This window comes from Xanthomonas bonasiae, from assembly GCF_017163705.1.
GTDB classification, from domain to species: Bacteria; Pseudomonadota; Gammaproteobacteria; order Xanthomonadales; family Xanthomonadaceae; genus Xanthomonas_A; species Xanthomonas_A bonasiae.
Genome location: NZ_JAFIWB010000002.1, coordinates 325,469 through 349,244 on the forward strand (window position 1 = coordinate 325,469; position 23,776 = coordinate 349,244).

At 68.5% G+C, this 23,776-nt stretch carries 21 protein-coding genes and 1 tRNA gene; 12 read left to right on the forward strand and 10 right to left on the reverse strand.

Annotation, left to right across the window (positions count from 1 at the left end; genetic code table 11):
• Positions 1 to 17: 17 nt before the first annotated feature.
• Positions 18 to 737, forward strand: a complete 720-nt coding sequence (locus JR064_RS04115; RefSeq protein ID WP_179564995.1) for a DUF8198 family protein — start codon at positions 18 to 20, stop codon at positions 735 to 737.
• 195 nt (positions 738 to 932) lie between these two features.
• Here JR064_RS04115 and JR064_RS04120 read toward each other — a convergent pair whose 3' ends face one another.
• Positions 933 to 1,208 carry a polyhydroxyalkanoic acid system family protein gene (locus tag JR064_RS04120; protein ID WP_003473856.1) on the reverse strand — a complete coding sequence of 92 codons (276 nt, stop codon included), beginning with the start codon at positions 1,206 to 1,208 and terminating at the stop codon, positions 933 to 935.
• Positions 1,209 to 1,327: 119 nt separating this feature from the next.
• Between JR064_RS04120 and JR064_RS04125 the strand changes: the two genes are divergently transcribed.
• Positions 1,328 to 2,125 carry an FHA domain-containing protein gene (locus JR064_RS04125; RefSeq protein WP_206228894.1) on the forward strand — a complete coding sequence of 266 codons (798 nt, stop codon included), beginning with the start codon at positions 1,328 to 1,330 and terminating at the stop codon, positions 2,123 to 2,125.
• Here the strand turns inward: JR064_RS04125 and msrQ are convergent.
• Together msrQ and msrP are read right to left on the reverse strand one after the other, a co-directional pair.
• The gene (gene msrQ, locus JR064_RS04130) at positions 2,094 to 2,723 is read right to left on the reverse strand and encodes a protein-methionine-sulfoxide reductase heme-binding subunit MsrQ (protein ID WP_206228895.1); all 630 of its coding nucleotides are present in this window, start codon (positions 2,721 to 2,723) and stop codon (positions 2,094 to 2,096) included. The genes JR064_RS04125 and msrQ overlap by 32 nt on opposite strands.
• 105 nt (positions 2,724 to 2,828) lie before the next feature.
• Positions 2,829 to 3,797: a protein-methionine-sulfoxide reductase catalytic subunit MsrP gene (gene msrP / locus JR064_RS04135; RefSeq protein WP_206228896.1), complete on the reverse strand. Its 969-nt coding sequence runs from the start codon at positions 3,795 to 3,797 to the stop codon at positions 2,829 to 2,831.
• Positions 3,798 to 3,949: 152 nt separating this feature from the next.
• Between msrP and serC the strand changes: the two genes are divergently transcribed.
• The 3 genes from serC to aroA all read left to right on the forward strand — a co-directional run bounded on the left by serC (position 3,950) and on the right by aroA (position 8,074).
• Positions 3,950 to 5,035 (forward strand): 3-phosphoserine/phosphohydroxythreonine transaminase, encoded by a 1,086-nt coding sequence (serC, locus tag JR064_RS04140; RefSeq protein ID WP_206228897.1) that lies wholly within the window; start codon positions 3,950 to 3,952, stop codon positions 5,033 to 5,035.
• Between the two features lie 78 nt (positions 5,036 to 5,113).
• A complete protein-coding gene (pheA, locus tag JR064_RS04145) occupies positions 5,114 to 6,307 on the forward strand; it encodes a prephenate dehydratase (protein ID WP_206228898.1) in 1,194 nt (397 codons plus the stop codon).
• Positions 6,308 to 6,760: 453 nt separating this feature from the next.
• The gene (aroA, locus tag JR064_RS04150) at positions 6,761 to 8,074 is read left to right on the forward strand and encodes a 3-phosphoshikimate 1-carboxyvinyltransferase (protein WP_206228899.1); all 1,314 of its coding nucleotides are present in this window, start codon (positions 6,761 to 6,763) and stop codon (positions 8,072 to 8,074) included.
• Positions 8,075 to 8,153: 79 nt separating this feature from the next.
• Here aroA and JR064_RS04155 read toward each other — a convergent pair whose 3' ends face one another.
• Positions 8,154 to 8,372 (reverse strand): hypothetical protein, encoded by a 219-nt coding sequence (locus JR064_RS04155; protein ID WP_179564985.1) that lies wholly within the window; start codon positions 8,370 to 8,372, stop codon positions 8,154 to 8,156.
• 106 nt (positions 8,373 to 8,478) lie between these two features.
• Positions 8,479 to 9,138: an energy transducer TonB gene (locus tag JR064_RS04160; protein WP_206228900.1), complete on the reverse strand. Its 660-nt coding sequence runs from the start codon at positions 9,136 to 9,138 to the stop codon at positions 8,479 to 8,481.
• Positions 9,139 to 9,279: 141 nt separating this feature from the next.
• Here JR064_RS04160 and serS point away from each other — a divergent pair, with 141 nt between their 5' ends.
• The 5 genes from serS to JR064_RS04185 all read left to right on the forward strand — a co-directional run bounded on the left by serS (position 9,280) and on the right by JR064_RS04185 (position 14,173).
• A complete protein-coding gene (gene serS, locus JR064_RS04165) occupies positions 9,280 to 10,560 on the forward strand; it encodes a serine--tRNA ligase (protein WP_179564981.1) in 1,281 nt (426 codons plus the stop codon).
• 573 nt (positions 10,561 to 11,133) lie between these two features.
• On the forward strand, positions 11,134 to 12,120 hold the full coding sequence (locus JR064_RS04170) for a LysR family transcriptional regulator (protein WP_179564979.1): 987 nt from the start codon (positions 11,134 to 11,136) through the stop codon (positions 12,118 to 12,120).
• A gap of 128 nt (positions 12,121 to 12,248) precedes the next feature.
• Positions 12,249 to 12,338: transfer RNA gene (locus JR064_RS04175), tRNA-Ser, on the forward strand.
• 484 nt (positions 12,339 to 12,822) lie between these two features.
• Entirely contained in the window at positions 12,823 to 13,470 is a 648-nt protein-coding gene (locus JR064_RS04180; protein ID WP_145706360.1) for a response regulator, read from the forward strand.
• A gap of 139 nt (positions 13,471 to 13,609) precedes the next feature.
• Positions 13,610 to 14,173, forward strand: coding sequence for a putative glycolipid-binding domain-containing protein (locus tag JR064_RS04185; RefSeq protein WP_241092841.1), 564 nt, complete (start codon positions 13,610 to 13,612; stop codon positions 14,171 to 14,173).
• Positions 14,174 to 14,355: 182 nt separating this feature from the next.
• Here the strand turns inward: JR064_RS04185 and JR064_RS04190 are convergent, their stop codons facing one another.
• Positions 14,356 to 17,958: a ribonuclease E/G gene (locus JR064_RS04190; protein ID WP_206228901.1), complete on the reverse strand. Its 3,603-nt coding sequence runs from the start codon at positions 17,956 to 17,958 to the stop codon at positions 14,356 to 14,358.
• Positions 17,959 to 18,352: 394 nt separating this feature from the next.
• Between JR064_RS04190 and JR064_RS04195 the strand changes: the two genes are divergently transcribed.
• A complete protein-coding gene (locus JR064_RS04195; RefSeq protein WP_206228902.1) occupies positions 18,353 to 19,345 on the forward strand; it encodes an RluA family pseudouridine synthase in 993 nt (330 codons plus the stop codon).
• Positions 19,346 to 19,392: 47 nt separating this feature from the next.
• Here JR064_RS04195 and JR064_RS04200 read toward each other — a convergent pair whose 3' ends face one another.
• The 4 genes from JR064_RS04200 to JR064_RS04215 form a co-directional block, all read right to left on the reverse strand.
• Positions 19,393 to 21,207, reverse strand: a complete 1,815-nt coding sequence (locus tag JR064_RS04200; protein WP_206228903.1) for a DUF3300 domain-containing protein — start codon at positions 21,205 to 21,207, stop codon at positions 19,393 to 19,395.
• Between the two features lie 130 nt (positions 21,208 to 21,337).
• Complete coding sequence (zupT, locus tag JR064_RS04205) at positions 21,338 to 22,159, reverse strand: zinc transporter ZupT (RefSeq protein ID WP_191824124.1); 822 nt, start codon at positions 22,157 to 22,159, stop codon at positions 21,338 to 21,340.
• Positions 22,160 to 22,286: 127 nt separating this feature from the next.
• The gene (locus tag JR064_RS04210; protein WP_241092842.1) at positions 22,287 to 22,730 is read right to left on the reverse strand and encodes an energy transducer TonB; all 444 of its coding nucleotides are present in this window, start codon (positions 22,728 to 22,730) and stop codon (positions 22,287 to 22,289) included.
• Between the two features lie 5 nt (positions 22,731 to 22,735).
• Positions 22,736 to 23,077 carry a 4a-hydroxytetrahydrobiopterin dehydratase gene (locus tag JR064_RS04215; protein WP_206228904.1) on the reverse strand — a complete coding sequence of 114 codons (342 nt, stop codon included), beginning with the start codon at positions 23,075 to 23,077 and terminating at the stop codon, positions 22,736 to 22,738.
• Between the two features lie 91 nt (positions 23,078 to 23,168).
• Here JR064_RS04215 and JR064_RS04220 point away from each other — a divergent pair, with 91 nt between their 5' ends.
• Positions 23,169 to 23,765, forward strand: a complete 597-nt coding sequence (locus tag JR064_RS04220) for an NfuA family Fe-S biogenesis protein (RefSeq protein ID WP_003468698.1) — start codon at positions 23,169 to 23,171, stop codon at positions 23,763 to 23,765.
• Positions 23,766 to 23,776 lie beyond the last annotated feature (11 nt).

A 23,776-nucleotide genomic window follows, 5' to 3' on the forward strand; every position in this document is an offset into this window, starting at 1 on the left:
CAGCATCATCGGCGCCCATGGCGCGCAGCAATCCCGTCCTGGAACGACTCGGCCGCCGTCTGGCGTGGCATCAGGCCGTGCACGATCCGGCGCACGAGCCGCGCAATGCGCTGCGCTGGCTGCAGGAACTGCGGCGCTGGCAGACGCAACGGCTGGAGCGCAGCTTCGAACACTTCCTGGAGGACCCGCAGCGGCGCCCGGCGGCGATGTTCTTCCTGACCGACGTCTATGGCGACCGCGATTTCAGCCGGCGCGATGCCGACATCGTCAAGGTGCTGCCGATGATGCAGCGGCTGATGCCGGCCACGCTGCTGGACACGGTCGCCGACGGCATCGAGCTGGGCGTGCTGACCCACGCGCTGGACCTGCGCATGGCCGAAGCGCTGCAGGCGCTGGCGCCGCGCCGCAAGCGCCTGGACGACGAACTGTACGCCGAGGCTTACCGGCACACCGGCCTGCGCCGCCTGCGCCTGCATCAGATCGACCTGATCGCCAGCGTCGGCCTGGGCCTGGCCACCGCGGTGCACACCCCGGGCGTGCGCATGCTGCTGCGCTTCGCGCGCGGCCCGGCCAAGGCGGCGGGGCTGTCGGAGCTGCAGGGGTTCCTGGAACGCGGTTTCGACGCGTTCTCCAAGCTCGGCGATGCCGAAGGCTTCATCGGCGACATCGAAACCACGGAGCGCGAAGTCTCGCGGCGCCTGTTCGCCGGGCACCCGCAGCCGTTCGCGTTCGACTGAGCGGGCCGGACCCTCACCCCAACCCCTCTCCCGGTGGGAGAGGGGCTAGCCTGTCCCTTCTCCCATCGGGAGAAGGTGGCCCGCAGGGCCGGATGAGGGTAAGGGCGAAGCCTCGCGCGCCCAAACACAGCGAGCCGCTTCGCACCGGACCCTCACCCCACAACCCCGCTCCCGACGGGAGAAGGGCTTTGCCGCTCAGCCCAGCTTTTCCGCCAGCACGCGGCGGATCTCGCTTTCCACCGTGCCTTTCAGCGCCGACAGCAGGAAGCCCAGTTCGGCGGTGACGTGCACCTGCTTGGGCAGCAGTTCGATGCGCCCGTCCACGCCGGAGCGCGAGAACAGCAGCGCATCGCCGTCCCAGCGCGATTCCAGGTCGAAACGTTCGGACAGCTTCTTGGCGGCGTCTTCGATCGCCTTGCGCGCCTGTGCGGGGGTCTTGCCGTGGTCGTGGCGGATGTCGATGCTGGACATGCTGGCTCCTGTGCGGGCATGCGGCCCGCGGAAAAGATCAGGCATTGTGCGTATGCGCGGAGTGTTGTCCAGGTGCGGCGCGCTTCTTCAAGCGCGGGCAACCTGCTAGGCTCCCCGCCGTGCCCGACCTGCAAGTCCATTTCAGCAACCGCCAGCAACCCGACCGGCCCTTGCGCGCGGGCGTGCACCGCATCGTGCGGCAGGCGTCCGGGCATGTGCGCGTGGTCGACGACACCCAGGGCGCGCTGCTGCTGGCGCAGTTCTGCCTGGACCGGCGCGGGCTGTGGCTGCAGGTGGCCAACGGCGTCCGCGGCATCCACGTGAACGGGCGTCCGGTGCGGCGCATGGCGTTGCTGCGCGCCGGCGATGCGGTCTATGCCGATGGCGTGGAAATGGTGGTCCGGGGCGTGTGCGAGCCGCTGCAGCGCCTGCCCGATGTGGCGGAAGGCGAGGGCGACGATCCGCGGCTGGTGTTGCGCGGGGTCGGCGGCCAGCATCATGGCCGCAGCTATACCCTCGACCGGGTGCGCAGCATCGGCCGCCTCCGCGACTGCGATATCTGCATCGACGATCCCGCTTTCGCCGAACGCCACGCGCGCCTGGAGCGCCATGGCGAACGCGTGCTGCTGCGCGGGCTCGGCGATGCGCAGACCCAGGTCAACGGCAATGCGGTACGCGATTGCTGGCTGCAGCCTGGCGACCAACTGGTGTTCGACACGCAGCACCGCTTCGTGCTGGAAGTGCCGCAGGCGGCGGCCGGCGAGCCGCTGAAGCACGATCCGGCCAGCGTCCCGCTGGCCGCCGCAGCGGAGCCCGCACCGCGCCCGGCCACCGCGCTGCGCTGGCCGTGGCTGCTGCTCAGCGCCTTGCTGCTGGCGGCCGCGCTCAGCGGGCTGTTGTGGTTCGGCGCGCGCTGAGCGCCCGCCAGCCGCGCCAGCCCAGCAGCAACGCCAGGATCGCCGCGTACAGCAGCGGTTCGCGGATGTCCGATTTCACCAGCCACCAGAAATGCAGCACCGCCAGCACGCCGATCGCGTAGATCGCCTTGTGCAGCTTGCCCCAGTTGCGCTTGAGCCTGCGCATCCAGCCCTGGGTGGAGGTGATCGCCAGCGGGATCAGCAGCAGCCAGGCGAGGAAGCCGACGGTGATATAGGGGCGCTTGACGATCTCCTCGAAGATCTGCGCCCAGTACCCGCGCAGGTCCAGGCCCAGATACACGCCCAGGTGCACGCAGGCGTAGAAGAACGCATATAGCCCGAGCATGCGCCGGAAGCGCAGCAGTACCGATTGCCCGCTCAGCTGCCGCAGCGGCGTGATCGCCAGGGTCAGCAGCAGCAGGCGCAGTGCCCACAGCCCGGTGCGGTGCTCGATCTCGGCGACCGGATCGGCGCCGAGCGCATCGCTGCCGCTCTGCCACACCTGCCAGAACTGCCAGCCCAGATAGGCCAGCGGCGCCAGCGCGAGCGCATGCACCAGCGTCTTGGCCGCGATCAACGAAGCGGATGTCTTAGCCATGCGGTCTCAGTACGTCGGCGGCGGCTAGGCAGATCGGACGCGAGTTCGATGGCCGCACAGCAGCCACGCGTTCCCAATCCCGAATCCCGAATCCCCAATCCCGGCTCAATACCATTTCTTCAGATCCATCCCCGCGTACATCCCCGCGACCTGCTCGGCATAGCCGTTGAACGGGCGGGTCGGGATGCGTTCGGCAAACAGCTTGCTGGCCTTGCCGGCGATGCGGCGTTCGGTCTTCTGGCTCCAGCGCGGATGGTCCACCGCCGGATTGACGTTGGAGAAGAAGCCGTACTCGGAGGCCTGCAACTCGTGCCAGGCGGTTTCCGGCATGCGTTCGACGAAGCGGATCTCGACGATCGACTTGATGCTCTTGAAGCCGTATTTCCACGGCACCACCAGCCGCAGCGGCGCGCCGTTCTGCTGCGGCAGCGGCTTGCCGTACAGGCCGGTGGCGAGCAGGGTCAGCGGGTTCATCGCCTCGTCGATACGCAGGCCTTCCTTGTACGGCCAGTCGATCGAGCGGTAGCGGATGCCGGGCATCTGCTGCGGATCGGCCAGCGTGGTGAAGGCGACGTACTTGGCCTTGGAGGTCGGTGCGAAGCGCTTGAGCACCGCGGCCAGCGGCACCCCCAGCCACGGGATCACCATCGACCAGCCCTCGACGCAGCGCAGCCGGTAGATGCGCTCCTCCGGGCTGCTGCCCCTGAGCAGGTCGTCCAGCGCCAGGGTGCCGGGCTTTTCGCATTCGCCGGAGACCTTCACCGACCACGGCGCGGTGCGCAGGGTCTTGGCCGCCTTCGACGGATCGGTCTTGTCGGTGCCGAATTCGTAGAAGTTGTTGTAGCTGGTGACGTCCTCGTAGCGGGTCAGTTCTTCGCTGGTGCGAAAGCCGCTGCGCGCCTGCTCCGGGGTCACCACGGTCTTCGGCGGGGCCGGCGGCTCGGCCTCGGCGCAGCCGACCAGGCCCATCGCCGGGGCCAGCGCCAGGGCCTGCAGCAGGCGTCGCCGATCGCGGTAGACCGCCTCGTCGGTGATCTCGCGGCTGGGGATGTTGAGCGCATCGCGCAATGACATGGCTGACTCCTGGAGGGGGCGGGCGACCGTTGGCGGCTTCTTGGCAAAGACTACGCTTGCGCCGGGCCAATGGATGCAAATGCAACCTAAATTGCCCGGGCCGCAAGCTGGTGCGCTGCGGCATACTAGGCGTCTTGTCCGATAGGTGCCCCATGACACGCGCGTTCAATTTCAGTGCCGGCCCCGCTGCATTGCCGGAATCGGTCCTGCGCCAGGCGCAGGCGGAGATGTTGGAGTGGAACGGCGTAGGCGCCTCGATCGTGGAGTTGAGCCACCGCGGCGCCGAGTTCATGGCGGTGGCGGCCGAGGCCGAAGCCGACCTGCGGCGCCTGATCGGCATCTCCGACAACTACGCGGTGCTGTTCCTGTCCGGCGGCGCCACCACCCAGCAGGCGCTGCTGGCGCTGAATTTCGCCGCGCCCGGGCAGACCGTGGACTACGTGGTCACCGGGCATTGGGGCAAGACCGCGATCAAGCAGGTCACCCCGTACGCCAACGTGCACGTCGCCGCCAGCAGCGAGGCCGGCGGCTTCCACGACATCCCGCCGCGCGACAGCTGGCAGCTCAGCGCCGATGCCGCCTACGTGCACATCACCGCCAACGAGACCATACACGGCGTCGAATTCCGCGACGCGCCTGACGTGGGCGCGGTACCGCTGTTCGCCGATTTCAGTTCCAGCATCGCCGCCGAGCCGATCGACGTGTCCAAGTACGCGGTGATCTACGCCGGCGCGCAGAAGAACCTGGGACCGGTCGGGGTGGCGGTGGTCATCATCCGCAAGGACCTGTTGCAGCGCAGCGGCCAGCCGCGCGCCGACATCTTCGACTACCGCTCGCACGCCGCGCGCGATTCCATGCTCAACACGCCGCCGACCTGGAACTGGTACCTGGCCGGGCTGGTGTTCAAGTGGATGCTGGCCGAGGGCGGGGTGGAGGAATTCGCGCGCCGCAACCAGGCCAAGTCGGCGCTGGTGTACGCGGCGATCGACGGCTCCGGCGGCTTCTACCGCAACGAAGTGGTGGCCGATGCGCGCTCGCGGATGAACATCCCGTTCTTCCTACCGGACGAGACCCTCACCGCGCGCTTCGTCGCCGAATCCAAGGCGGCCGGATTGCTGGCGCTGAAAGGACACAAGGCGGTCGGCGGCATCCGCGCCTCGCTGTACAACGCGATGCCGGTGGCCGGCGCGCAGGCGCTGGTCACCTTCATGCGCGACTTCCAGCAACGCAACGGCTGAGCCGTCCCCCTGTAGGAGCGGCTTCAGCCGCGACCGGATGCTTCACAGGCGCTCCGGAACATCGAGGAACCACGATCCATGGCCGCAAAGCCGAACAAATCCCGAACCGCTGACGCCGAATCGAGCAAGCCGACCAGGAAGGCCAAGCCGGACAAGCCGAAATCGACGGCGATCGCCGAGCCCGCCGCGGCGGCGCCGGCGCTGGCCGAGGTGCGCGCCAAGATCGACCAGATCGACCGCACCATCCAGGCGCTGATCGCCGAGCGCGCGCAGTTCGCGCACCAGGTCGGCAAGGCCAAGGGCAAGCTCGCCGCGGCGGTGGACTACTACCGTCCCGAGCGCGAGGCGCAGGTGCTGCGCATGGTGGTGGACCGCAACCAGGGGCCGCTCAGCGACGAAGTGCTGGTGCACGTGTTCCGCGAGATCATGTCCGCCTGCCTGGCGCAGCAGGAGCCGCTGAAGATCGGCTATCTCGGTCCGGAAGGCACCTTCAGCCAGCAGGCGGTGCTCAAGCATTTCGGCCGTTCGGCGGTGGGCCTGCCGATGGCGACGATCGAGGAGGTGTTCCAGGAAGTGGAGAGCGGCAACGCCGATTTCGGCGTGGTGCCGGTCGAGAATTCCGGGCAGGGCACGATCCAGGTCACGCTGGACATGTTCCTGACCTCGAACCTGAAGATCTGCGGCGAGACCGAGCTGCGCGTGCACCAGTATCTGCTGTCGCGCACCGGCCGGCTCGATGCGATCGAGCGCATCTATGCGCATCCGCAGTCGTTCGCGCAGACCGCGGGTTGGCTGCGCGCGCACCTGCCGAAGGTGGAGAAGATTCCGGTGTCGAGCAATGCCGAGGGCGCGCGGCGCGCGCGCAATGCGGAGGATGCGGCGGCGATCGGCGGGGAGAGTGCGGCGCATGTGTATGCGCTGAAGAAGGTGATCATGAAGTCGATCGAGGATGACGACGACAACACGACGCGCTTTCTGGTGATCGGCCGGCAGATCTTTCCGCCGTCGGGGCACGATCGGACGTCGGTGCTGGTGTTCATCCACGACAAGCCGGGTGCGCTGTTCGATGTGCTGAGCCCGTTCGCGCGGCATGGGATCAGCATGAACCGGATCGAGTCGCGGCCTTCGCATCAGGCGAAGTGGGAGTATGGGTTCTTCATCGATCTGGCCGGGCATGTGGAGGACGAGTCGATGAAGCAGGCGTTGGCGGAGTTGAAGGCGCATTCGGCGCAGATCAAGGTGTTGGGGTCGTATCCGGTGGCGGTGCCCTGATCTGATGGTTTGCTTACGGGCGGCTTTAGCTGGAAACCAAAGCCAGAGCTAGAAGCCAGAGCTAGAAGCCGGAGCTAGAAGCCGGAGCTAGAAGCAAAGGCTTTCGCGCGTTGCGCGACTTACTTTTCTTTGTACGGCCAAAGAAAAGTAAGCAAAAGAAAGGCCGCCCCAGTCGGGTCGCCCCGCGCTGCGCGCGGGGTCCGCGAGCAACCTGGGATTTTTCGCTGGCACATCCATGTGCCAGCGAAAAACGTCGCGCATCCTGCGCGCCGCCCCTGCGGGGTTCTTCCCAGGCCGCTCGCCGACCCTCAATGGGGACCCCTGAAAAGCGAAGGGCAACAACAGCAACAACAGCAACAGCAACAGCAGTGGCGACGGTGGAATCGGCTGCAACAACAAGATCAACAGCACGGGGCCCGCTTGCGGGTGACGACGGCAATCTCAGGAACGGTGATGAGCAACGAGCAGTACTGGATCGCGACGAAGGGCTCTGCCTTGCAGGGGACGTTGAATGTGCCGGGCGACAAGTCGGTCTCGCATCGGGCGGTGATGTTCGCGGCGCTGGCCGACGGGGTGTCGCATATCGATGGGTTCCTGGAGGGTGAGGACACGCGGTCGACCGCGGCGATCTTCGCCAGGCTCGGGGTCAGGATCGAGACGCCGTCGCCGTCGCAGCGGATCGTGCATGGCGTCGGCGTCGATGGCTTGCAGGCGCCGCAGGGCGAACTGGATTGCGGCAATGCCGGGACCGGCATGCGCCTGCTTGCTGGTTTGCTGGCGGCGCAGCCGTTCGACAGCGTGCTGGTCGGCGACGCGTCGCTGTCCAAGCGGCCGATGCGCCGCGTCACCGAGCCGCTGGCGCTGATGGGCGCGCGCATCGACACCGACGCCAACGGCGTGCCGCCGCTGCGTATCCATGGCGGGCAGCCCTTGCACGGCATCGAGTTCGCCTCGCCGGTGGCCAGTGCCCAGGTCAAGTCGGCGGTGCTGTTGGCCGGGCTGTATGCCGACGGCGTCACCTCGGTGCAGGAACCGCATCCGACCCGCGACTACACCGAGCGGATGCTGTCCGCGTTCGGCGTGGAGATCGCGTTCGAACCCGGCCAGGCGCGCCTGCGTGGCGGCCAGCGGCTGCGCGCCACCGACATCGCGGTGCCTGCCGATTTCTCTTCGGCGGCGTTCTTCATCGTCGCCGCCAGCATCGTTCCGGGTTCGGACATCACCCTGCGCGCGGTCGGCCTCAATCCGCGCCGCACCGGCCTGCTCGTGGCGCTGCGGCTGATGGGCGCGGACATCGTCGAGCACAATCACAGCGAACACGGCGGCGAGCCGGTGGCCGATCTGCGGGTGCGCTACGCGCCATTGCGCGGAGCGCAGATTCCCGAAGCGGTGGTGCCGGACATGATCGACGAGTTCCCGGCGCTGTTCGTCGCCGCCGCCGCGGCGCAGGGCCAGACCGTGGTCACCGGCGCGGCCGAGCTGCGGGTCAAGGAATCCGATCGCCTGGCCGCGATGGCCACCGGTCTGCGCAGCCTGGGCATCGTCGTCGACGAGACGCCCGACGGCGCCACGATCCATGGCAGCCTGCTGGGTGGCGGGGTGATCGAAAGCCACGGCGACCATCGCATCGCGATGGCGTTTGCGATTGCCGGCCAGCTGGCCGATGGCGAGGTGCGGATCAACGATGTGGCCAACGTGGCGACCTCGTTCCCGGGCTTCGACACGCTGGCGCGCAATGCCGGATTCGGTCTGGTCGCTGCCGGTTGAGAGGGGCCGCGGCCTGCCAGGCGCAGGCCGCGCCGCGTGCATCGTTTGCCGGCCGCAAGGCGGTCCGGCGAGCGCGTCGCTACGGAGCGCGTGGAGGATCGTTGGCAGGCGTCGCCGGCGCGGGGACATTGGTAGGCATATCGTCGCCGCGATCGCGGCTGAGCCACCAGCCGCCGGCGGCCAGCACCAGCGCGACGACAAGGATCCATGCCCAAGGCGAACCCCGGTGGGCATGCGAACGGGCCTTGGTGTCGTTTTCCCGCGTGTACAGCTCCTGGGTATCGTGCGGTCTCGACATGTTCGTGCTCCTGCGTCTTGAGGACGCGACCAGTCTTGCCTCGATCCTGTTCAAGGTGTGTCAGCCACCTGTGAACGCGCAGCGCGCGCCGCAAGCTTTGTTCAGCTTACTGAGCCGGCTTGAAGTCGAACGGAATCTCGAGGCTGCCGGCGACCGCCTGGCCCTTCTGCTGCGCCGGGCGGAAGCGCCAGCGACGCACGGCTTCCATCGCGGCGCGATCCAGTTCGCGCGAGCCGCTGCGCTTGACCAGGGCCACGCCACCGGGGTTGCCGCTGGCGTCCACCTCGACCCGCACCACCACCGTGCCGCTATCGCCGCGGCGCAAGGCCGCCGACGGATAGCGCGGCGGCGGTTGCCCTTCCAGCGGCACCGGACGATCGCCCGGTGCCAGTGCGGTGGCGTTGGTTCCCGCAGCAGCGCCTTCGGTGCCGCCGGGCACCAGCGCCATCGCATCGGCGGGCGGCTGGGCCGGCGGCGCGGTCTCCACCAGTTTCGGCGCTTCTTCCGCTGCCGGCGGCTTGGCCTGCGGCATGTCGCTGGCGCCGCTGCCGGCGGGCAGGGGTTCGGGCAGCGGCTTGATCTCTGCCGCATCCTGCTGCACCTGCGCCGGCTGCGGCTTGTAGAAGTCGTTGTCCTTGCGCCCGACCAGCCATACCGCCAGGAACAGCAGCAGCCCTGCGCAGAAGGCGATGCCGACGATCACGAGGAGGCGGCGCGGCAGGCGCAGCACGATGCCGGTGTTGGAGGACGGAGGCGACGTGGACATGGGACTCACCGTAGGGAACCGCTGGATTCTGGCATAGCCGCGGTTAATCGGGTGCGCAGCACGGCGCAGCCTCGCTGTTTCGGCAAAAGCGCGGCCGACAGGCGATAATGCGCGGCTCCGATCCATCCACGTGCCGCGCCCATGCTCGATCCCGTCCTGCTCCGCCAACAGCCCGCCGACCTCGCCGAGCGCCTGCGCACCAGTCGCGGCTATGCGCTGGACGTGGCCGCTCTGGAGGCCCTGGAGGCCGACCGCAAGCGCATCCAGGTGCGTACCCAGGAATTGCAGAGCCTGCGCAACAGCCGTTCCAAGGCGATCGGCCAGGCCAAGGCCAAGGGCGAGGACGTGGCCGCGCTGATGGCCGAAGTCGCCGGATTCGGCGACGAACTGAAGGCCTCCGAACAGCGCCTGGACGAGATCCGCGCGCAGCTGGAGACGCTGGCGCTGGAGATTCCCAACCTGCCGCAGGCCGACGTGCCGGCCGGCAAGGACGAGGCCGACAACGTCGAGGTGCAGCGCTGGGGCACGCCGCGCGCCTTCGATTTCGAGGTCAAGGATCATGTGGAACTGGGCGCGCGCCACGCCTGGCTGGACGGCGAGACCGCGGCCAAGCTGTCGGGCGCGCGTTTCACCGTGCTGCGCGGGCCGATCGCGCGCCTGCACCGCGCGCTGGCGCAGTTCATGCTCGACCTGCATACCGGTCCGCACGCCTACCAGGAAACCAACGTGCCGGTGATCGTCAACGCCGACAGCCTGTACGGCACCGGCCAGTTGCCCAAGTTCGAAGAGGACATGTTCGCCACCCAGCTCGGCGAGCAGAAGCGCTACCTGATCTCCACCTCGGAGATCTCGCTGACCAACCTGGTCCGCGACGAGATCGTCGAGGCCGAGCGCCTGCCGCTGCGCATGACCGCGCATTCGCTGTGCTTCCGCTCCGAGGCCGGCAGCGGCGGCCGCGACACCCGCGGCATGATCCGCCAGCACCAGTTCGAGAAGGTGGAACTGGTCAGCATCTGCCGTCCCGAGGACAGCGCTGCCGAGCACGAGCGCATGACCCGCTGCGCCGAAGTGGTGCTGGAAACGCTGGGGCTGCCGTACCGCAAGGTGCTGCTGTGCACCGGCGACATGGGCTTCTCGGCGACCAAGACCTACGACCTGGAAGTGTGGCTGCCGTCGCAGCAGACCTACCGCGAGATCTCCTCGTGTTCCAACTGCGGCGATTTCCAGGCGCGGCGCATGCAGGCGCGCTGGCGCAATCCCGCCACCGGCAAGCCGGAACTGCTGCACACGCTCAACGGCTCCGGCACCGCGGTCGGCCGCGCGATGATCGCGGTGATGGAGAACTACCAGAACGCCGACGGCTCGATCGACGTACCGGACGCGCTGCGTCCATACATGGGCGGTATCGACCGCATCGGTTGAGCTTCAGGCCCCTGCGCACGCGGCGCGGCGGCCGGTCGTGCGGCAGTCTCCGCCGGTAGGTGCGGGAGCGAGGTCAGTCGCGACGGGCATTGCCAGGAACGCCTGTCGCGACTGACCTCGCTCCCACAGTCGTTGCCAGTTGACGAAAGCCGCTCCGGCGTGGCGTCCTGTGCCTTGCCGCTGTGCGGATGCGGTGGCGGCGCATTCGCCCGCCCCCAGGCAAGATTTCCATCCGACCTGGCATCCCTGGCACGCCGCTCGTCTGCGTTAGGGTCAGGCGCATTCGATCGCATCGGCGCACCGGCAACCAAGACGCCGGTGTTGCTGCATGCTTGAATGGCTGCGAACGACCCAGCCGCCACGTGCCGATGCAAGGCTCAGGGCCGGGGCAGGGCGTTCACGTGATCACTCTGTCGCGAACCGGGAGCTGCTGCGTCGTTGCTGCCGGACGGGCCGCCGCGACGCGCTCGGGGATGCGTCATGCCAGGCAGGCCCGATTGCACAGCCCGGATCGTTGTGGGAGTAGAATGAATCCAACGCGATTTCATCCATCGTTCTAAATATCGAAAGAACATGCACGATCTCAACGACCTGTACTACTTTGCGATGGTGGTCGATCACGGCGGTTTCGCCGCCGCCGAGCGCGCCCTGGGCATTCCCAAGTCGCGCCTGAGCCGCCGCATCAGCCAGCTGGAAACCGATCTGGGCGTGCGCCTGCTGCAGCGCTCCACGCGCCGCTTCGCGGTCACCGACCTGGGCATGAGCGTGCATCGCCACGCGCAGACGATGCTGGCCGAGGCGCAGGCCGCGCGCGAGGTGGTGGATCGGCTCAGCGCCGAGCCGCGCGGCCTGGTGCGGGTCAGCGTGCCGGTGTCGCTGGCGCAGATGCAGTTGCCCAAGCTGCTGCCGATGTTCCTCGACCAGTACCCGAAAGTGCGCCTGCAGTTGAACATCAGCAACCGCCGCGTGGACATCATCAACGAGGGCTACGACGTCGCGCTGCGGGTGCGCTCGCGCCTGGACGACGACGGCAGCCTGGTGATGCGCAGCTTCGGCCAGGTGCAGGAACTGCTGGTCGCCAGCCCCAAGTATCTCGACCGCGCCGGGCGTCCCAAGGATCCGGAAGAACTGGCCTCGCACGTGACCTTGAGCATCAGCGAGGACGAGGCGCGGCAACGCTGGGAACTGCACGGACCGGCCGGCGAAGTGCGCCGCGTCGATCTGCAGCCGCGCGTGGCCGGCTTCGATTTCCCGTTGCTGCAGTCGATGGTCAAGGACGGCTTCGGCATCACCCTGCTGCCCGAAACGGTCTGCGCCGATGCCGTGCGCAACGGCGAACTGGAAGTGGTGCTGCCGGAGTGGTCGCTGCCGCAGGGCATCTGCCACGCCGTGTTCGCTTCGCGCCGCGGCCTGTTGCCGGCGGTACGCGTGTTCATCGACTTCCTCGCCGAGCACCTGCCACGCCAGATCGAGGCCTCGCGCCTGGACTGCAGCGGCTGCCCGGAGCGGATCAAGGTCAAGCATTCGACCCTGGGCGCGATGGCAGTCGAAGCCGGCTGAGCAAAACCGGCGCGGCCGTGCGAAAATGCGCGGCCGCAGCGCCACGCCAACGCTGTGAGCCGTTCTAATCAGTTGCAAGCGCATGCCAGGCAATCTGGCATGCAGCGTGAAGTGGTGTAGTCGCAATCGGAGAGATGGCCGAGCGGTTTAAGGCACCGGTCTTGAAAACCGGCGAAGGGTCAAACCTTCCGTGGGTTCGAATCCCACTCTCTCCGCCAGTCGGTTCGACCCTGTTTCTTCGACAAGCGCCGAGCGCGCCCTTCGCGTGTGCGATTGCGCTGGTTGCATGCGCCATGCGCGCCTGACATGTGGTCGTTGTGGAGCGTCAGAAAATTCCGCTTCGGTACGGCGTACAACTGTTGCATCGAAACTCGGATTTCGGGTCGAGCGAGGTCAGGAAAATCTGACCCGATATCAGGCTTTGCCCTGATAACGTTGTCGCTGGCCAGCCGCGATACTGCGCCTGCCTGACGCAGGTACCGCCGCGCTTTCCTAGAGGAGCGAACAGGCTGGTCACTCGCCCTGCGTGCCGAGCCTTGAGTAAGCTCGGTGTGGTGTTTTTTTCAGCATGATGACAGTGCGGCGTAGCTAGCTGAGCAGGCTGTGAAATCTGGATGATTTTGTCTACAAATTGTAGTTGCCCTGAACAATTCACGCCGCTAGTCTGACTATGCGGCGTTCGCTGCGTTGGGGTTATACGAGATGGCCATTAGAGTTTTTTTGGTCGACGATCACGCTCTTGTCCGTACCGGCATGAAGCTGATCCTTTCGAATCAGACCGATATCGAGATCGTCGGTGAGGCCGAGAGCGGCGAGGCCGCGATGCCGCAGATCCGCCAGCTCAAGCCGGACATCGTGCTCTGCGATCTGCACATGCCTGGCGTCAGCGGGCTCGAGGTCACCGAGCGCATCGTCAAGGGCGATCACGGCACCAAGGTCATCATCGTGTCGGTGCTGGAGGACGGCCCGCTGCCCAAGCGCCTGCTCGAGGCCGGAGCGTCCGGCTATGTGGGCAAGGCCGGCGACGCGCAGGAGCTGTTGCGCGCGGTGCGCGACGTGGCGATGGGCAAGCGCTATCTCGGTGCCAACATCGCGCAGAACCTGGCACTGGCCAATCTGGAAGGCGGCGGTTCGCCGTTCGACGCGCTGTCTCCGCGCGAACTGGAAGTCGCGCTGCTGCTGACCCGCGGACTGCGTCAGGAAGACATCGCCAAGCGTTTGAGCCTCAGCGCCAAGACGGTCAACACGCACAAGGCGCGGCTGTTCGAGAAGGTCGGCATCCACGACAACATCGCGCTGGCGCGGCTGGCGACACAGTACGGTCTGCTGGATCCGGCGCATCCGCTGTAGCGCCACGGATTTTCCTTGCGCAAAGGAAAGCGACCTGACGGGTCGCTTTTTTTGTGTCCGTCGTGTGCATGCGGTGCCGTCGGACGTCGCCAGTTTGCAGGGTTTGCTTCGGGTGTCCGCCCCCGGCATCATCCGCGGCATGCAAACCGTTGCCTCCATCCTGTGGCGCAGGCTCGACGCACCGGGTCATGACGCTTGCCGGCTCCAGCGCAACGCCAGCGCATGGCAGCTCGACGGCGCCGCCGTGTTCCGCCTCGAACATGGCCGCATCGGCCAGTTGCAGTACCGCGTGCAATGCGATCTGCACTGGCACACGCAATGGGGCACCGTGCGCGGCTGGCTCGGCGGCGGGACGGTCGACCTCGCGATCGCGCGCGATGCGCGTGGCCACTGGACGCTCAACGGCCGGCCGGTGGCCGACGTGTCGCACTGCATCGACCTCGACCTCGGCTTCACGCCGGCCACCAACCTGCTGCAACTGCGCCGGCTCCGCCTGGCAGTGGGCGAGGGCGCCGACGCCCCGGCGGCCTGGGTCGACCTCGACGGCGGCGGCACGCTCAGCGAGCTCATGCAGCACTACGCGCGCACCGCCGACGATGCCTACGCCTACCAAGCGAAGCGCTTCGGTTATTCGGCGACGCTGTGTGCGACCGGCGAGGGCTTCGTGCGCGACTATCCGGGGCTCTGGACCGCAGAGGCCTGAGCGGTCGCCCCAACGGCGAGCGTCTCCCGCCAGCGGTTCCCGATTCCGTGTTCGGTCCGCTCCGATCGCGCGCCCAAGCTGCGCACGGCCCGGATGTGGTGCGCGAATAGAGATGGATCCACGCCCAGACAAAAAAAGCGGCCCGAAGGCCGCTTTTTCCTGCTGCGAAGAACGGCGCCGGATCAGCTGGCGCGTTCCTTGTGCTCCCTGTCGTCGTCGCTTTCGCCTTCGCTGGACTTGCTGGCATGCGGCTGGTGCTGAGCGACGCTGACCGGCGCGTCTGCCGGAGCAGCGGGCGGCGCATCGAACAGGCCATTGCCAGCCGCAGCGGCAGGTGCCGGTTCGGCATCGCCGACGTGGCGGCTTTCGGCGCTGTCCGACACCGGAGCAGCAGCGACCGGCGCGTGCACCGGCGTCGGTTCGACCGCGGCGGCCGGCTGCTCTTCATGGAAGACGTCCAGCAGGGTGGTCTGCACCGGTACGTAAGCCGGCTTGCTGGGCGCTTCTTCCTCGGCGAGCGGTTGCTGCGTCGTGGTCGTGGCGTCCTGCTGCGGCTTGCTGTCCGTCGTGGATGCCGTGACCGGTTCCGCGACCGGCGCGGCCGGCGCTGCAACAGTCTCCATTCCGGCGTCGCGCCTGGTCGTGGCGACCGGGACGGGCTGCTCGACGATCGGCGCCGGTGTCGGCTGCAGTGCATCCTCGATGGTTTCCGGAGACGCCGTTGTGGAAGCGGCCGACTCGGTGACGGTCGACGGAGCAGGCTCCGCGGCAGTCGCTGTCTCGGAACGCGCCGCTGGCGCCTCGGCGACGACGGACGGCAGCGGTGCCGCCGCTACCGGCGCCACCGTTTCCGCCTGCGCGGTACCGACCGATGCTGCGTCGACCGATGCCGTCTCGGCAACGGAAGGCGTGGTTGCGATCGCTGCGGCTGCGGCCACCGGCGCGGCCTGCACCTGCACGGTGCGGTCCTCGGTCTGCGGCGCTGCGGTTGCGGCGACCGGTGCGGCCTGCTGCGCGGGGGCAGTATCGCCCTCGGCCTGCGGCACCACGCTTGCAGCTGCGACGACCGGCGCCGGGGCGCTGGCGGCCTGCTCGTGACGCGGCGGCCGCGGCTCGCGCTTCTCCCGCGGCGCACGCGGCGCTTGCTGCGGCTTGGCCTCGGCGGCCTCGGCGGGCGCTGCGTCGTCGTCGAAGTCGAACTCCGGCTGGCTGCGGCTCGGTGCCGGCGCGGTTTCGCCGTCGCCGTCGCTGTCGCCGGCATCCAGGTCGTTGTCGTCGAACGCCGCACCCTCGCTGCCGCTGCCGGCTTCGCCATTGCCGCGACGACGGCGACGGCCGCCACGACGGCCGCGGCGGCGGCGGCCACCGGCCTCGCCATTGGCGTCGTCGGCTTCGCCGTTCTCGCCGACCGGTACGGCCTGCGCGGTTTCCGCAACGCTCTCGCGCTCGTCGACGCCTGCCGGTGCCGGGTTCGGCTGTGCCGTCACCGGAGTCGAGGCCGTGGTGTTGGCCTCGCTGGCCGGCGTATCGCCGCTCAGCGCGACGGCACCGCCGGCCACGGCAGCGGCCGCGATCGTGGTGGCGTCCTGCGTTGCAGCGGCAGGTGCGGTAACGGGCTTGGCCGCGACTTCATCCTGGCGCGGCTGACGCTGCGGCTTGTCGCCCTGCAGGGCGGCCTGCGCCGGATCCTGCTGCGGCTTGGGCTGGCGCGGCGGGTTCTGCGGCTGCTGCTGCTTCGGCGCCTTCGGCTGCTGCTGCGGGTTCTGTTGCTGCGGCTTGGCCTGCTGCGGCGCCTGCTCGTTGCGCGGCGGCTTGGGCGCAAGGTTCTGCTGGCCACCCTGCGGGTTGCCGCCGCCGTTGCCTGGACGACGCTCGTCGCGGCGCACGTTGCCGCCGTTGCCGCGCGCGGCATTGCCGCCCTGGCCGCCGTTGCGGTTGCCGCCGTCGCGACGCGCGTTGCGGTCGCCGCGGTCGTTGCGGTTGCGGTTGCCGTCATGGGCACGCTGGCGCTGCGCCGGCTCGCTCGCGGCCGGGGCCGGCGCCGGACTTTCGCCGGCACCGAAGATCCGCTTCAGCCAGCCGACCACGCCGGTGGCCGGCGCCGCGACCGGGGCGGGCGCCGGCGCCTGGACCTGCACGGGCGCGGCGACCGGTTCCGGTGCCTCGACCACTTCGCGCACCGGGGCCGGCTGCGAGTGCTTCACGTTGGTCACCGCCGGCGCCGGAATGTTCAGCTGCGCCTTGGTCAGCGCATGCACCGGCAGCTTGCGCGGGGTGTTGCGCTGGTAGCTGGGCTTGGCGCTTTCCTCGCCGAGCTCGTTCTCGCGCAGGCGGGTCACTTCGTAGTGCGGGGTGTGCAGCTGCTCGTCGGCGACGATGACGATCGGTGCGTCGTGGCGCTTTTCGATCTCGCTGAGCGCGCGGCGCTTCTCGTTGAGCAGGTAGTTGGCGATCTCCACCGGGGCCTGCACCAGCACCTGTCCGGTGTTCTCCTTCATCGCATGCTCTTCGGCGACGCGGATGATCGACAGCGACATCGACTCGACGCTGCGCATGCGGCCATGGCCGTCGCAGCGCGGGCACACGATCTGGCTGGACTCGCCCAGCGACGGACGCAGGCGCTGGCGGCTCATTTCGAGCAGGCCGAAGCGCGAAATGCGCCCGATCTGCACCCGCGCGCGGTCGTACTTGAGCGCGTTCTGCAGGCGATTCTCGACCTCGCGCTGGTGCTTGTTGGAGGCCATGTCGATGAAGTCGATGACCACCAGGCCGCCGAGGTCGCGCAGGCGCAGCTGGCGCGCCACCTCTTCGGCGGCCTCCAGGTTGGTCTGGAACGCGGTGTCCTCGATGTCGCTGCCCTTGGTCGCGCGCGAGGAGTTGACGTCCACCGCGGTCAGCGCTTCGGTCTGGTCGACCACGATCGAGCCGCCGGACGGCAGGCGCACGCTGCGCTCGTAGGCGGCCTCGATCTGCGATTCGATCTGGAAGCGGTTGAACAGCGGGATGTCGTCGGTGTAGTGCTTGAGCTTGCGCAGGCTCTGCGGCATCACCTGCTGCATGAACTCCTGGGCATCGCCGTACATCTCGGGGGTATCGACCAGGATCTCGCCGATATCGGCGCGCAGGTAGTCGCGCAGGGCGCGGATGATCAGCCGCGATTCCTGGTAGATCAGGAACGGCGCCGGCTTGGCCAGCGCGGCCTCGGCGATCGACTTCCACACCTGCAGCAGGTAGTCCAGGTCCCACTGCAGTTCTTCGGCATCGCGGCCGACGCCGGCGGTGCGGATGATCACGCCCATGTCGTCGGGGATGTTGAGCTTGTCCAGCGCTTCCTTCAGCGCGGCGCGGTCCTCGCCCTCGATCCGGCGTGAGACGCCGCCGGCGCTGGGCGAGTTCGGCATCAGCACCATGTAGCGCCCGGCCAGCGAGATGAAGGTGGTCAGCGCGGCGCCCTTGTTGCCGCGTTCTTCCTTGTCCACCTGGACCACGACCTCCTGGCCCTCGCGCAGCAGTTCGCGGATCGTCGCCTTGTTGTGGTCGACGCCGGCCTGGAAGTAGTCGCGGGAGATTTCCTTCAGCGGCAGGAAGCCGTGGCGCTCGCCGCCGTATTCGACGAAGGCGGCTTCGAGCGAGGGTTCGAGCCGCGTGATCCGGCCCTTGTAGATGTTGGACTTCTTCTGTTCCTTGGACGGCTGCTCGATGTCGATGTCGTACAGGGTCTGGCCGTCCACGATGGCCACACGCAGTTCTTCCGCCTGCGTGGCGTTGATCAGCATTCGCTTCATTGTTGCGTTCCTCGCGCTGCTACCGCGCGGAACGCCATGGGGTTTCGCTTCTGGTCACGCTTCGCCGCCCATCGCGCAGGCGCGGGGAGGGCGGCTTGGGTTTCCAGCGCTACGACACCACGGCGAGCCGCGGGAGCGCTTCTTTCTTTTAGGTGGTTCAGGACCGGCGGCGACTCCAGCCAGGCTGGGCGCCGCACGGGGCATGTTCAGCGCGGACGCTTGTGGCATCCGGCGATGGCCGGGTAGGCCGGTGAGCCGCTAACATGGCCGCCCCGGGGGCGGTGGTCGCGCACTGTGCCGGAATCGTCGCAAGCCGGGCTTCTGGCCCTGAGCTAACTTCCAACGAAATCAAACCCTTATCTCGCCCCCCGAGTGTAACAGAATAAACTGCCTGATGACTTCTTCCCCGATCCCTCCCAAGCCGCGCGACGTCGCGACCAGCGCGGTGCGCATTCTCAAGGTCCCGGAAGACAGGGCTGGACAGCGTGTAGACAATTTCCTGCTCGGCCAGCTCAAGGGCGCCCCGCGCAGCCTGATCTACAAGCTGATGCGCAGCGGCCAGGTCCGGGTCAACGGCGGCCGCACCAAGGCCGAGCGCAAGCTGGAGGCGGGCGACGAGGTGCGCATCCCGCCGGTGAAGCTGCACGAGGAGGGCGAGAAGACCGCGCCGCCGGACGCATTCATGGCCCGGCTGGAGGCGGCGATCGTCTATGAAGACGCGCGCTTGCTGGCGCTGAACAAGCCGTCCGGGGTCGCCAGCCATGGCGGCAGCGGGATCAGCTTCGGCGCGATCGAGACCTTGCGCGCCCTGCGCCCGAACCAGACCCTGGAACTGGTGCACCGGCTCGACCGCGACACCTCCGGGCTGCTGATCGTGGCCAAGAAGCGCTCGGCGCTGACCGAGATGCAGGCGCTGATGCGCGAGGACGACCGGGTCGAGGGCCGCGGCATCAGCAAGCGCTACCTGACCCTGCTGGTCGGGCGCATGCCCGACGGGGTGATGAGCGTGGATGCGCCGCTGCACATCGGCCTGCGCCAGGGCGGCGAGCGCCATGTGCAGGTGAACGCGGCCGGCAAGGCCTCGCTGAGCCATTTCCGGGTGCTGGAGCGGCGCGGCGGGCATTCCTATTGCGAGGTGCGGATCGAGACCGGCCGCACCCACCAGATCCGCGTGCATGCCCAGCACCTGGGGCACGCGGTCGCCGGCGACGACAAGTACGGCGATCCGGCGGTCAACAAGCGCCTGCGCGAGCAGATCGGGCTCAAGCGCCTGTTCCTGCATGCCGCGTCGCTGGAATTCACTCTCGACGGCGGCAAGACCCCGTATCTGCTGAATGCGCCGCTGGCCGACGAACTGGCCGAGGCGCTGAGCCGCCTGGGCGGCTGAGCCAGGCGCGGACGGGCGGCGATGTGTACGCCGCCCGCCGGTGCCGTCTATCCGTTGTGCTTTTCGTGGTCGTGCTCGTGGTGCGGCTCGGAATGCGCTTGCGGCGGACGCGAAGCGGGGCGCGGCTCGGCCGCGTGCATCGGCTGCGGCCGCGGCGATGCGACCCGCGCCATGCGCTGCTCCTGCATCGGCGGCCGCTGCTGTTCCTGTCGCGACATGGCCTGAACGCGCTCAGGGAACTCGCGCATCGGTGCCTCCCGGTGCGCGGGTGCCGGCTGCTGCGCATTGAACGCGGCGAACTGGTGCGGCGCCTGCCGTGCCGGCTCGGGCTGGGCGAATCGGGCCTGCTGCGCACGCGGATCCTCGCGGTGCGGTGCCGGCATCGACATCGCCCGCGGCTGTGCGGCATGCGCCATCTGCATGTTCCCCATCGGCATCGGCGCGCTGGCGCGCGGCGCCTGCGGCATGTCGCGGCGCGGCGCTGCGGCAGCGTTGGCCATCGGCATGGCATGGCGGGGATCGGCCGCGGACATCGGCATCGGCGCGTGCGGCGGTTGCGCAAAGGGCGACTGCGTACGCGCATCGCGTGCGGCACTCATTGCGTTTGCGTTCGGGCCGTTCAGCCCGGGCAGCGGCGACCGCTGCGCCGCATTCGCCACGACCGGACGACCCGGCTGCAGCATCCGTTCGTTGAAATGCGGTGTGGACAGCTGTGCATAGTCGACTGGGTGGCGCGCCGCCACCGGTGCGAACTGCGGCGCGGGGCCGCGCGGGTTCTGGGCCAGATGCGGCGCCAACGCGGCCGCGGCGGCGGCCGCAGGCATCGCCGCCAGCGCGGCCCGCTGCGGAAAGCTGCGGTTGTCGTTGTGCACGAAGCTGCGCGCGTCGATCCGGTTGTTGCTGATGTTATTGGTGATGTTGTTGTTGATGATGGTGGTACGCGGCGCGTACACGCGGTTCTGGTAGACCACATAGTGCGGTGCCGAGGGCGGGGCGTTCCAGTTCATGCCCCAGCTGTTCCAGCCCCAGCGGTGCCAGGCCGGTTCCGGTTCCAGCCAGCCCAGCGGGCCGTGGTGGTGGTGTTCCAGCGCGTCGTCGACCAGCACGCCGACGCCGAAGGAGATGATGCCGGCGGTCACCAGATCGCCTTCGCTGTAGTACCGCGGACGGTAGCGGTACTCCCGGTACACGTCGACCGGGGCGCCGTAGACCACGTCCGGATCGTAGCGCGGCACATAGACGACATCCGGCTGCGCCGGTTCGATGACAATGGTCTGCCGCGGCGGCGGGATCCGCTCGTCTTCGTAAGCCGGTTCCACCACGGTGCGTTGCACCACCTGCACCCGTTGCTGCGGCGTGCTGCGCAGATGGCCCTGCGCCTGCGCCCGCCCGCGCATGACCTGGATCGCGTCGAGCACCTCGTTGGGGTCGTGCGCATAGGCATCGCCGAGCGCGCGAGTCCAGTCGCCGTTGCTGGCCAACTGCTCGATCACGTCGGGAAAGGCGATCAGCGCCTTGACGCTGGGATCCCAAGGCTGCGCTGCCGCCGCCTGCAGACGGTCCGCCACGGCCAGGCCGCTGTTGCTATGCAGCCAGCCCTGGGCATCGCCGACCTGGTCCGGATACACCGAGGCGGCCAGGGTCTGCGCGAGCAGCTTGTCGGGAAACAGCGCGATCGGCGCGACCAGCTTATACAACTGATCGGCGCTGGGCGGCACGTAGGGCGCGGGCGCGGCGACGGTTGCCGCGGCCGGTGCCGGTGCAGGCGTCGGTTGCTGTTGGCACGCACTCAGCGCCAGCACGCTCACCGCGGTGACCAGCGCCAGCGTCAACTTCGTTGATGGCAGGGAGCGGATATCCATGCTGCACCTTTTCGACGTGGTGTTCGGAAGTTGCGCGCAGGATGCTCTGTGTTGCATGTCTGCAAGCTTTCTGCGAAGCGCTGCAACACGGGCGCGCCAGCGTTCGTTCAGCCGGGCCGCCGCTGCCGGCTCAGGGCGTGGTGGACAGGCGGAACAGCACCAGGCTCAGCGCCAGCGTGGCCATGCCGGCGACCAGTCCGTACACGGTTTCGTGGCCCTTTGCGTAGCGCTTGGCCGCCGGCAGCAATTCGTCCAGGGCCAGGAACACCATCACCCCGGCGATGACCCCGAACACCGAGCCGAAGATCGCCTCGGACAGGAATCGCGACAGCGCCACATAGCCGATGATCGCGCCGATCGGCTCGGCCAGGCCCGACAGCAGGCTGGCGGCGAAGGCATAGGATTTGCGCCCGGTGGCGTAGTGCACCGGCACCGCGATGGCGATGCCTTCGGGGATGTTGTGCACGGCGATCGCGAACGCCAGCGGCATGCCCACGGTGGGGCTTTCCAGGGTGGCGAAGAAGGTCGCCAGGCCTTCCGGAAAGTTGTGCGCGGTGATCGCCACCGCGGTCAGCAGGCCGACGCGCTTGACGTAGGCGCGGTTGTCGGCGCGGAACAGCGGGTCCTGGGCATTGAGGCTTTCGTGCGGATTGGGTACCAGCCGGTCGATCACCACGATCAGCGCCATGCCGGCCAGGAACGCCAGCGTGGCATAGGCGTAGCCCAGGCGCGGATCGAACGCGTGGCTGAAGGAGGCGACCGACTTGCCGAGGATCTCGGTCAGCGACACGTACACCATCGCGCCGCCGGCGAAGGCCAGGCCGAAGGCGAGCAGGCGCGGATTGGGGCCTTTGGTGAACAGCACCAGCACACTGCCCAGGCCGGTGGCCAGGCCGGCGGCCAGGGTCACCGCCAAGGCGATCCATACGTTGTGCGACGGAATATCCAGCATGCGCCAGGCGGCTCCTGTGTCGAGACGGGGATGGAGACAGGGATGAAAGCGGGCGCGAGGCTGGCGGAATGTGAAGGCGGCGCACCGCCAAGGCCGGCGGCGCGCGCAAGCGGCCCGCGGGCCGCGTTCAGCTGGAGTGGTGCGCCTGCGCGTCGAGCGCGAAGCAGCGGTCCGGCCGCGGTTGCGGCGGATTGAAGTTGACCGGCACCTGGATCGCGCGCGGCACCGCCTTGCCGTCGCGCGTGGCGGGCTTGAAGATCCACTCGCGCACCCGCTGCTGCGCCGACGCGTCGAGTTTGGGCTGGCCGCTGCTGCTGACCAGCTGCACGTCGGTGGGCTTGCCCTGCACGCCGACCACCACGCTCAGCACTGCCTTGCCGCCGAGCCCGGCGCAGGCCAGTTCGATCGGGTAGTCCGGCGGCGGGGTCTGCACCGCGGCGACTTCGGTCGGCGCGGCGGCCACGCTCTGAGTCTGCGATTGCCCGGACTTGCCGCAGCCGCCGAGCAGCAGGACGGCAGCGAGCGGCAGGCAGGAGGCGGCGAGGATGGAACGGCGGGATGCGGCAGGCATGGGGATCATTCCGGTAGGGCCGAGGCTTTGGCGGCGCAGATGAAGTCGTTTTCGCTGAGGCCGCCGACGTCGTGGGTGGAATAGCGCACCACCACGCGGTCGTAGTGCACGCCCAGGTCGGGGTGGTGGTCTTCGCGGTGCGCGATCCAGGCCAGCGCGTTCACGAACGCCAGGGTGCGGTAGTAGTCGGGGAAGCGGAACGTGCGGCTGATCGCCATGCCGTGTTCGACCAGCTCCCAGCCGGGCACCTGCGGCAGCAATTCGGCCAGGCGCGCCTGGGTGAGCTTGTATTCGCTGCCCTTGCAGGGCGAGCAATGGGCCTGTGCGAGCGGGATCAGGTCGTTCATTGTTGGAGCCTCCGCGGCAGGCTGGCTGAACGCGCCGCCGATGGGAAAAGTTCGCGATGAGCCGGTCGCGTGGAAGCGTTAGAATAACCGCATGATCCAGATCTCCGACAACGCGCAGACCCATTTCCGCAAACTGCTCGAACGCGAGGCCGTGCCCGGCATGGGCGTGCGCCTGAGCGCGGTCGATCCCGGCACCGCACGCGCCGACGCGCGGCTGGAGTTCGCCGAGCCGGCGGACCTGGCCGGCGACGAATGGGCGATCGACTGCGCCGGCTTCACCCTGTATGTGGCCGCCGACAGCGTCGGCTGGCTGGACGGTGCCGAGATCGACTACGTCACCCAGGGCACCGGCCAGCAATTGACGATCAAGGCGCCGAAGATCAAGGGCGAGGCGCCGGGCGAGGCCGCCTCGCTGGTCGAGCGGGTGCGCTGGGTGGTCGAGAACGAGGTCAATCCGCAGCTGGCCCAGCACGGCGGCCGTGTGGCGGTGCAGGAAGTGTCGGCCGAGGGCGTGGTGCTGCTGCGCTTCGGCGGCGGCTGCCACGGCTGCGGCATGGCCGACGTGACCCTGAAGCAGGGCATCGAGAAGACGCTGATGGGACGCGTGCCGGGCATCACCGCCGTGCGCGACGCCACCGACCACGACAGCGGCAGCGCCCCGTACATCCCGCGCGATTCCGCGGCCTGATTCCTCCGCTA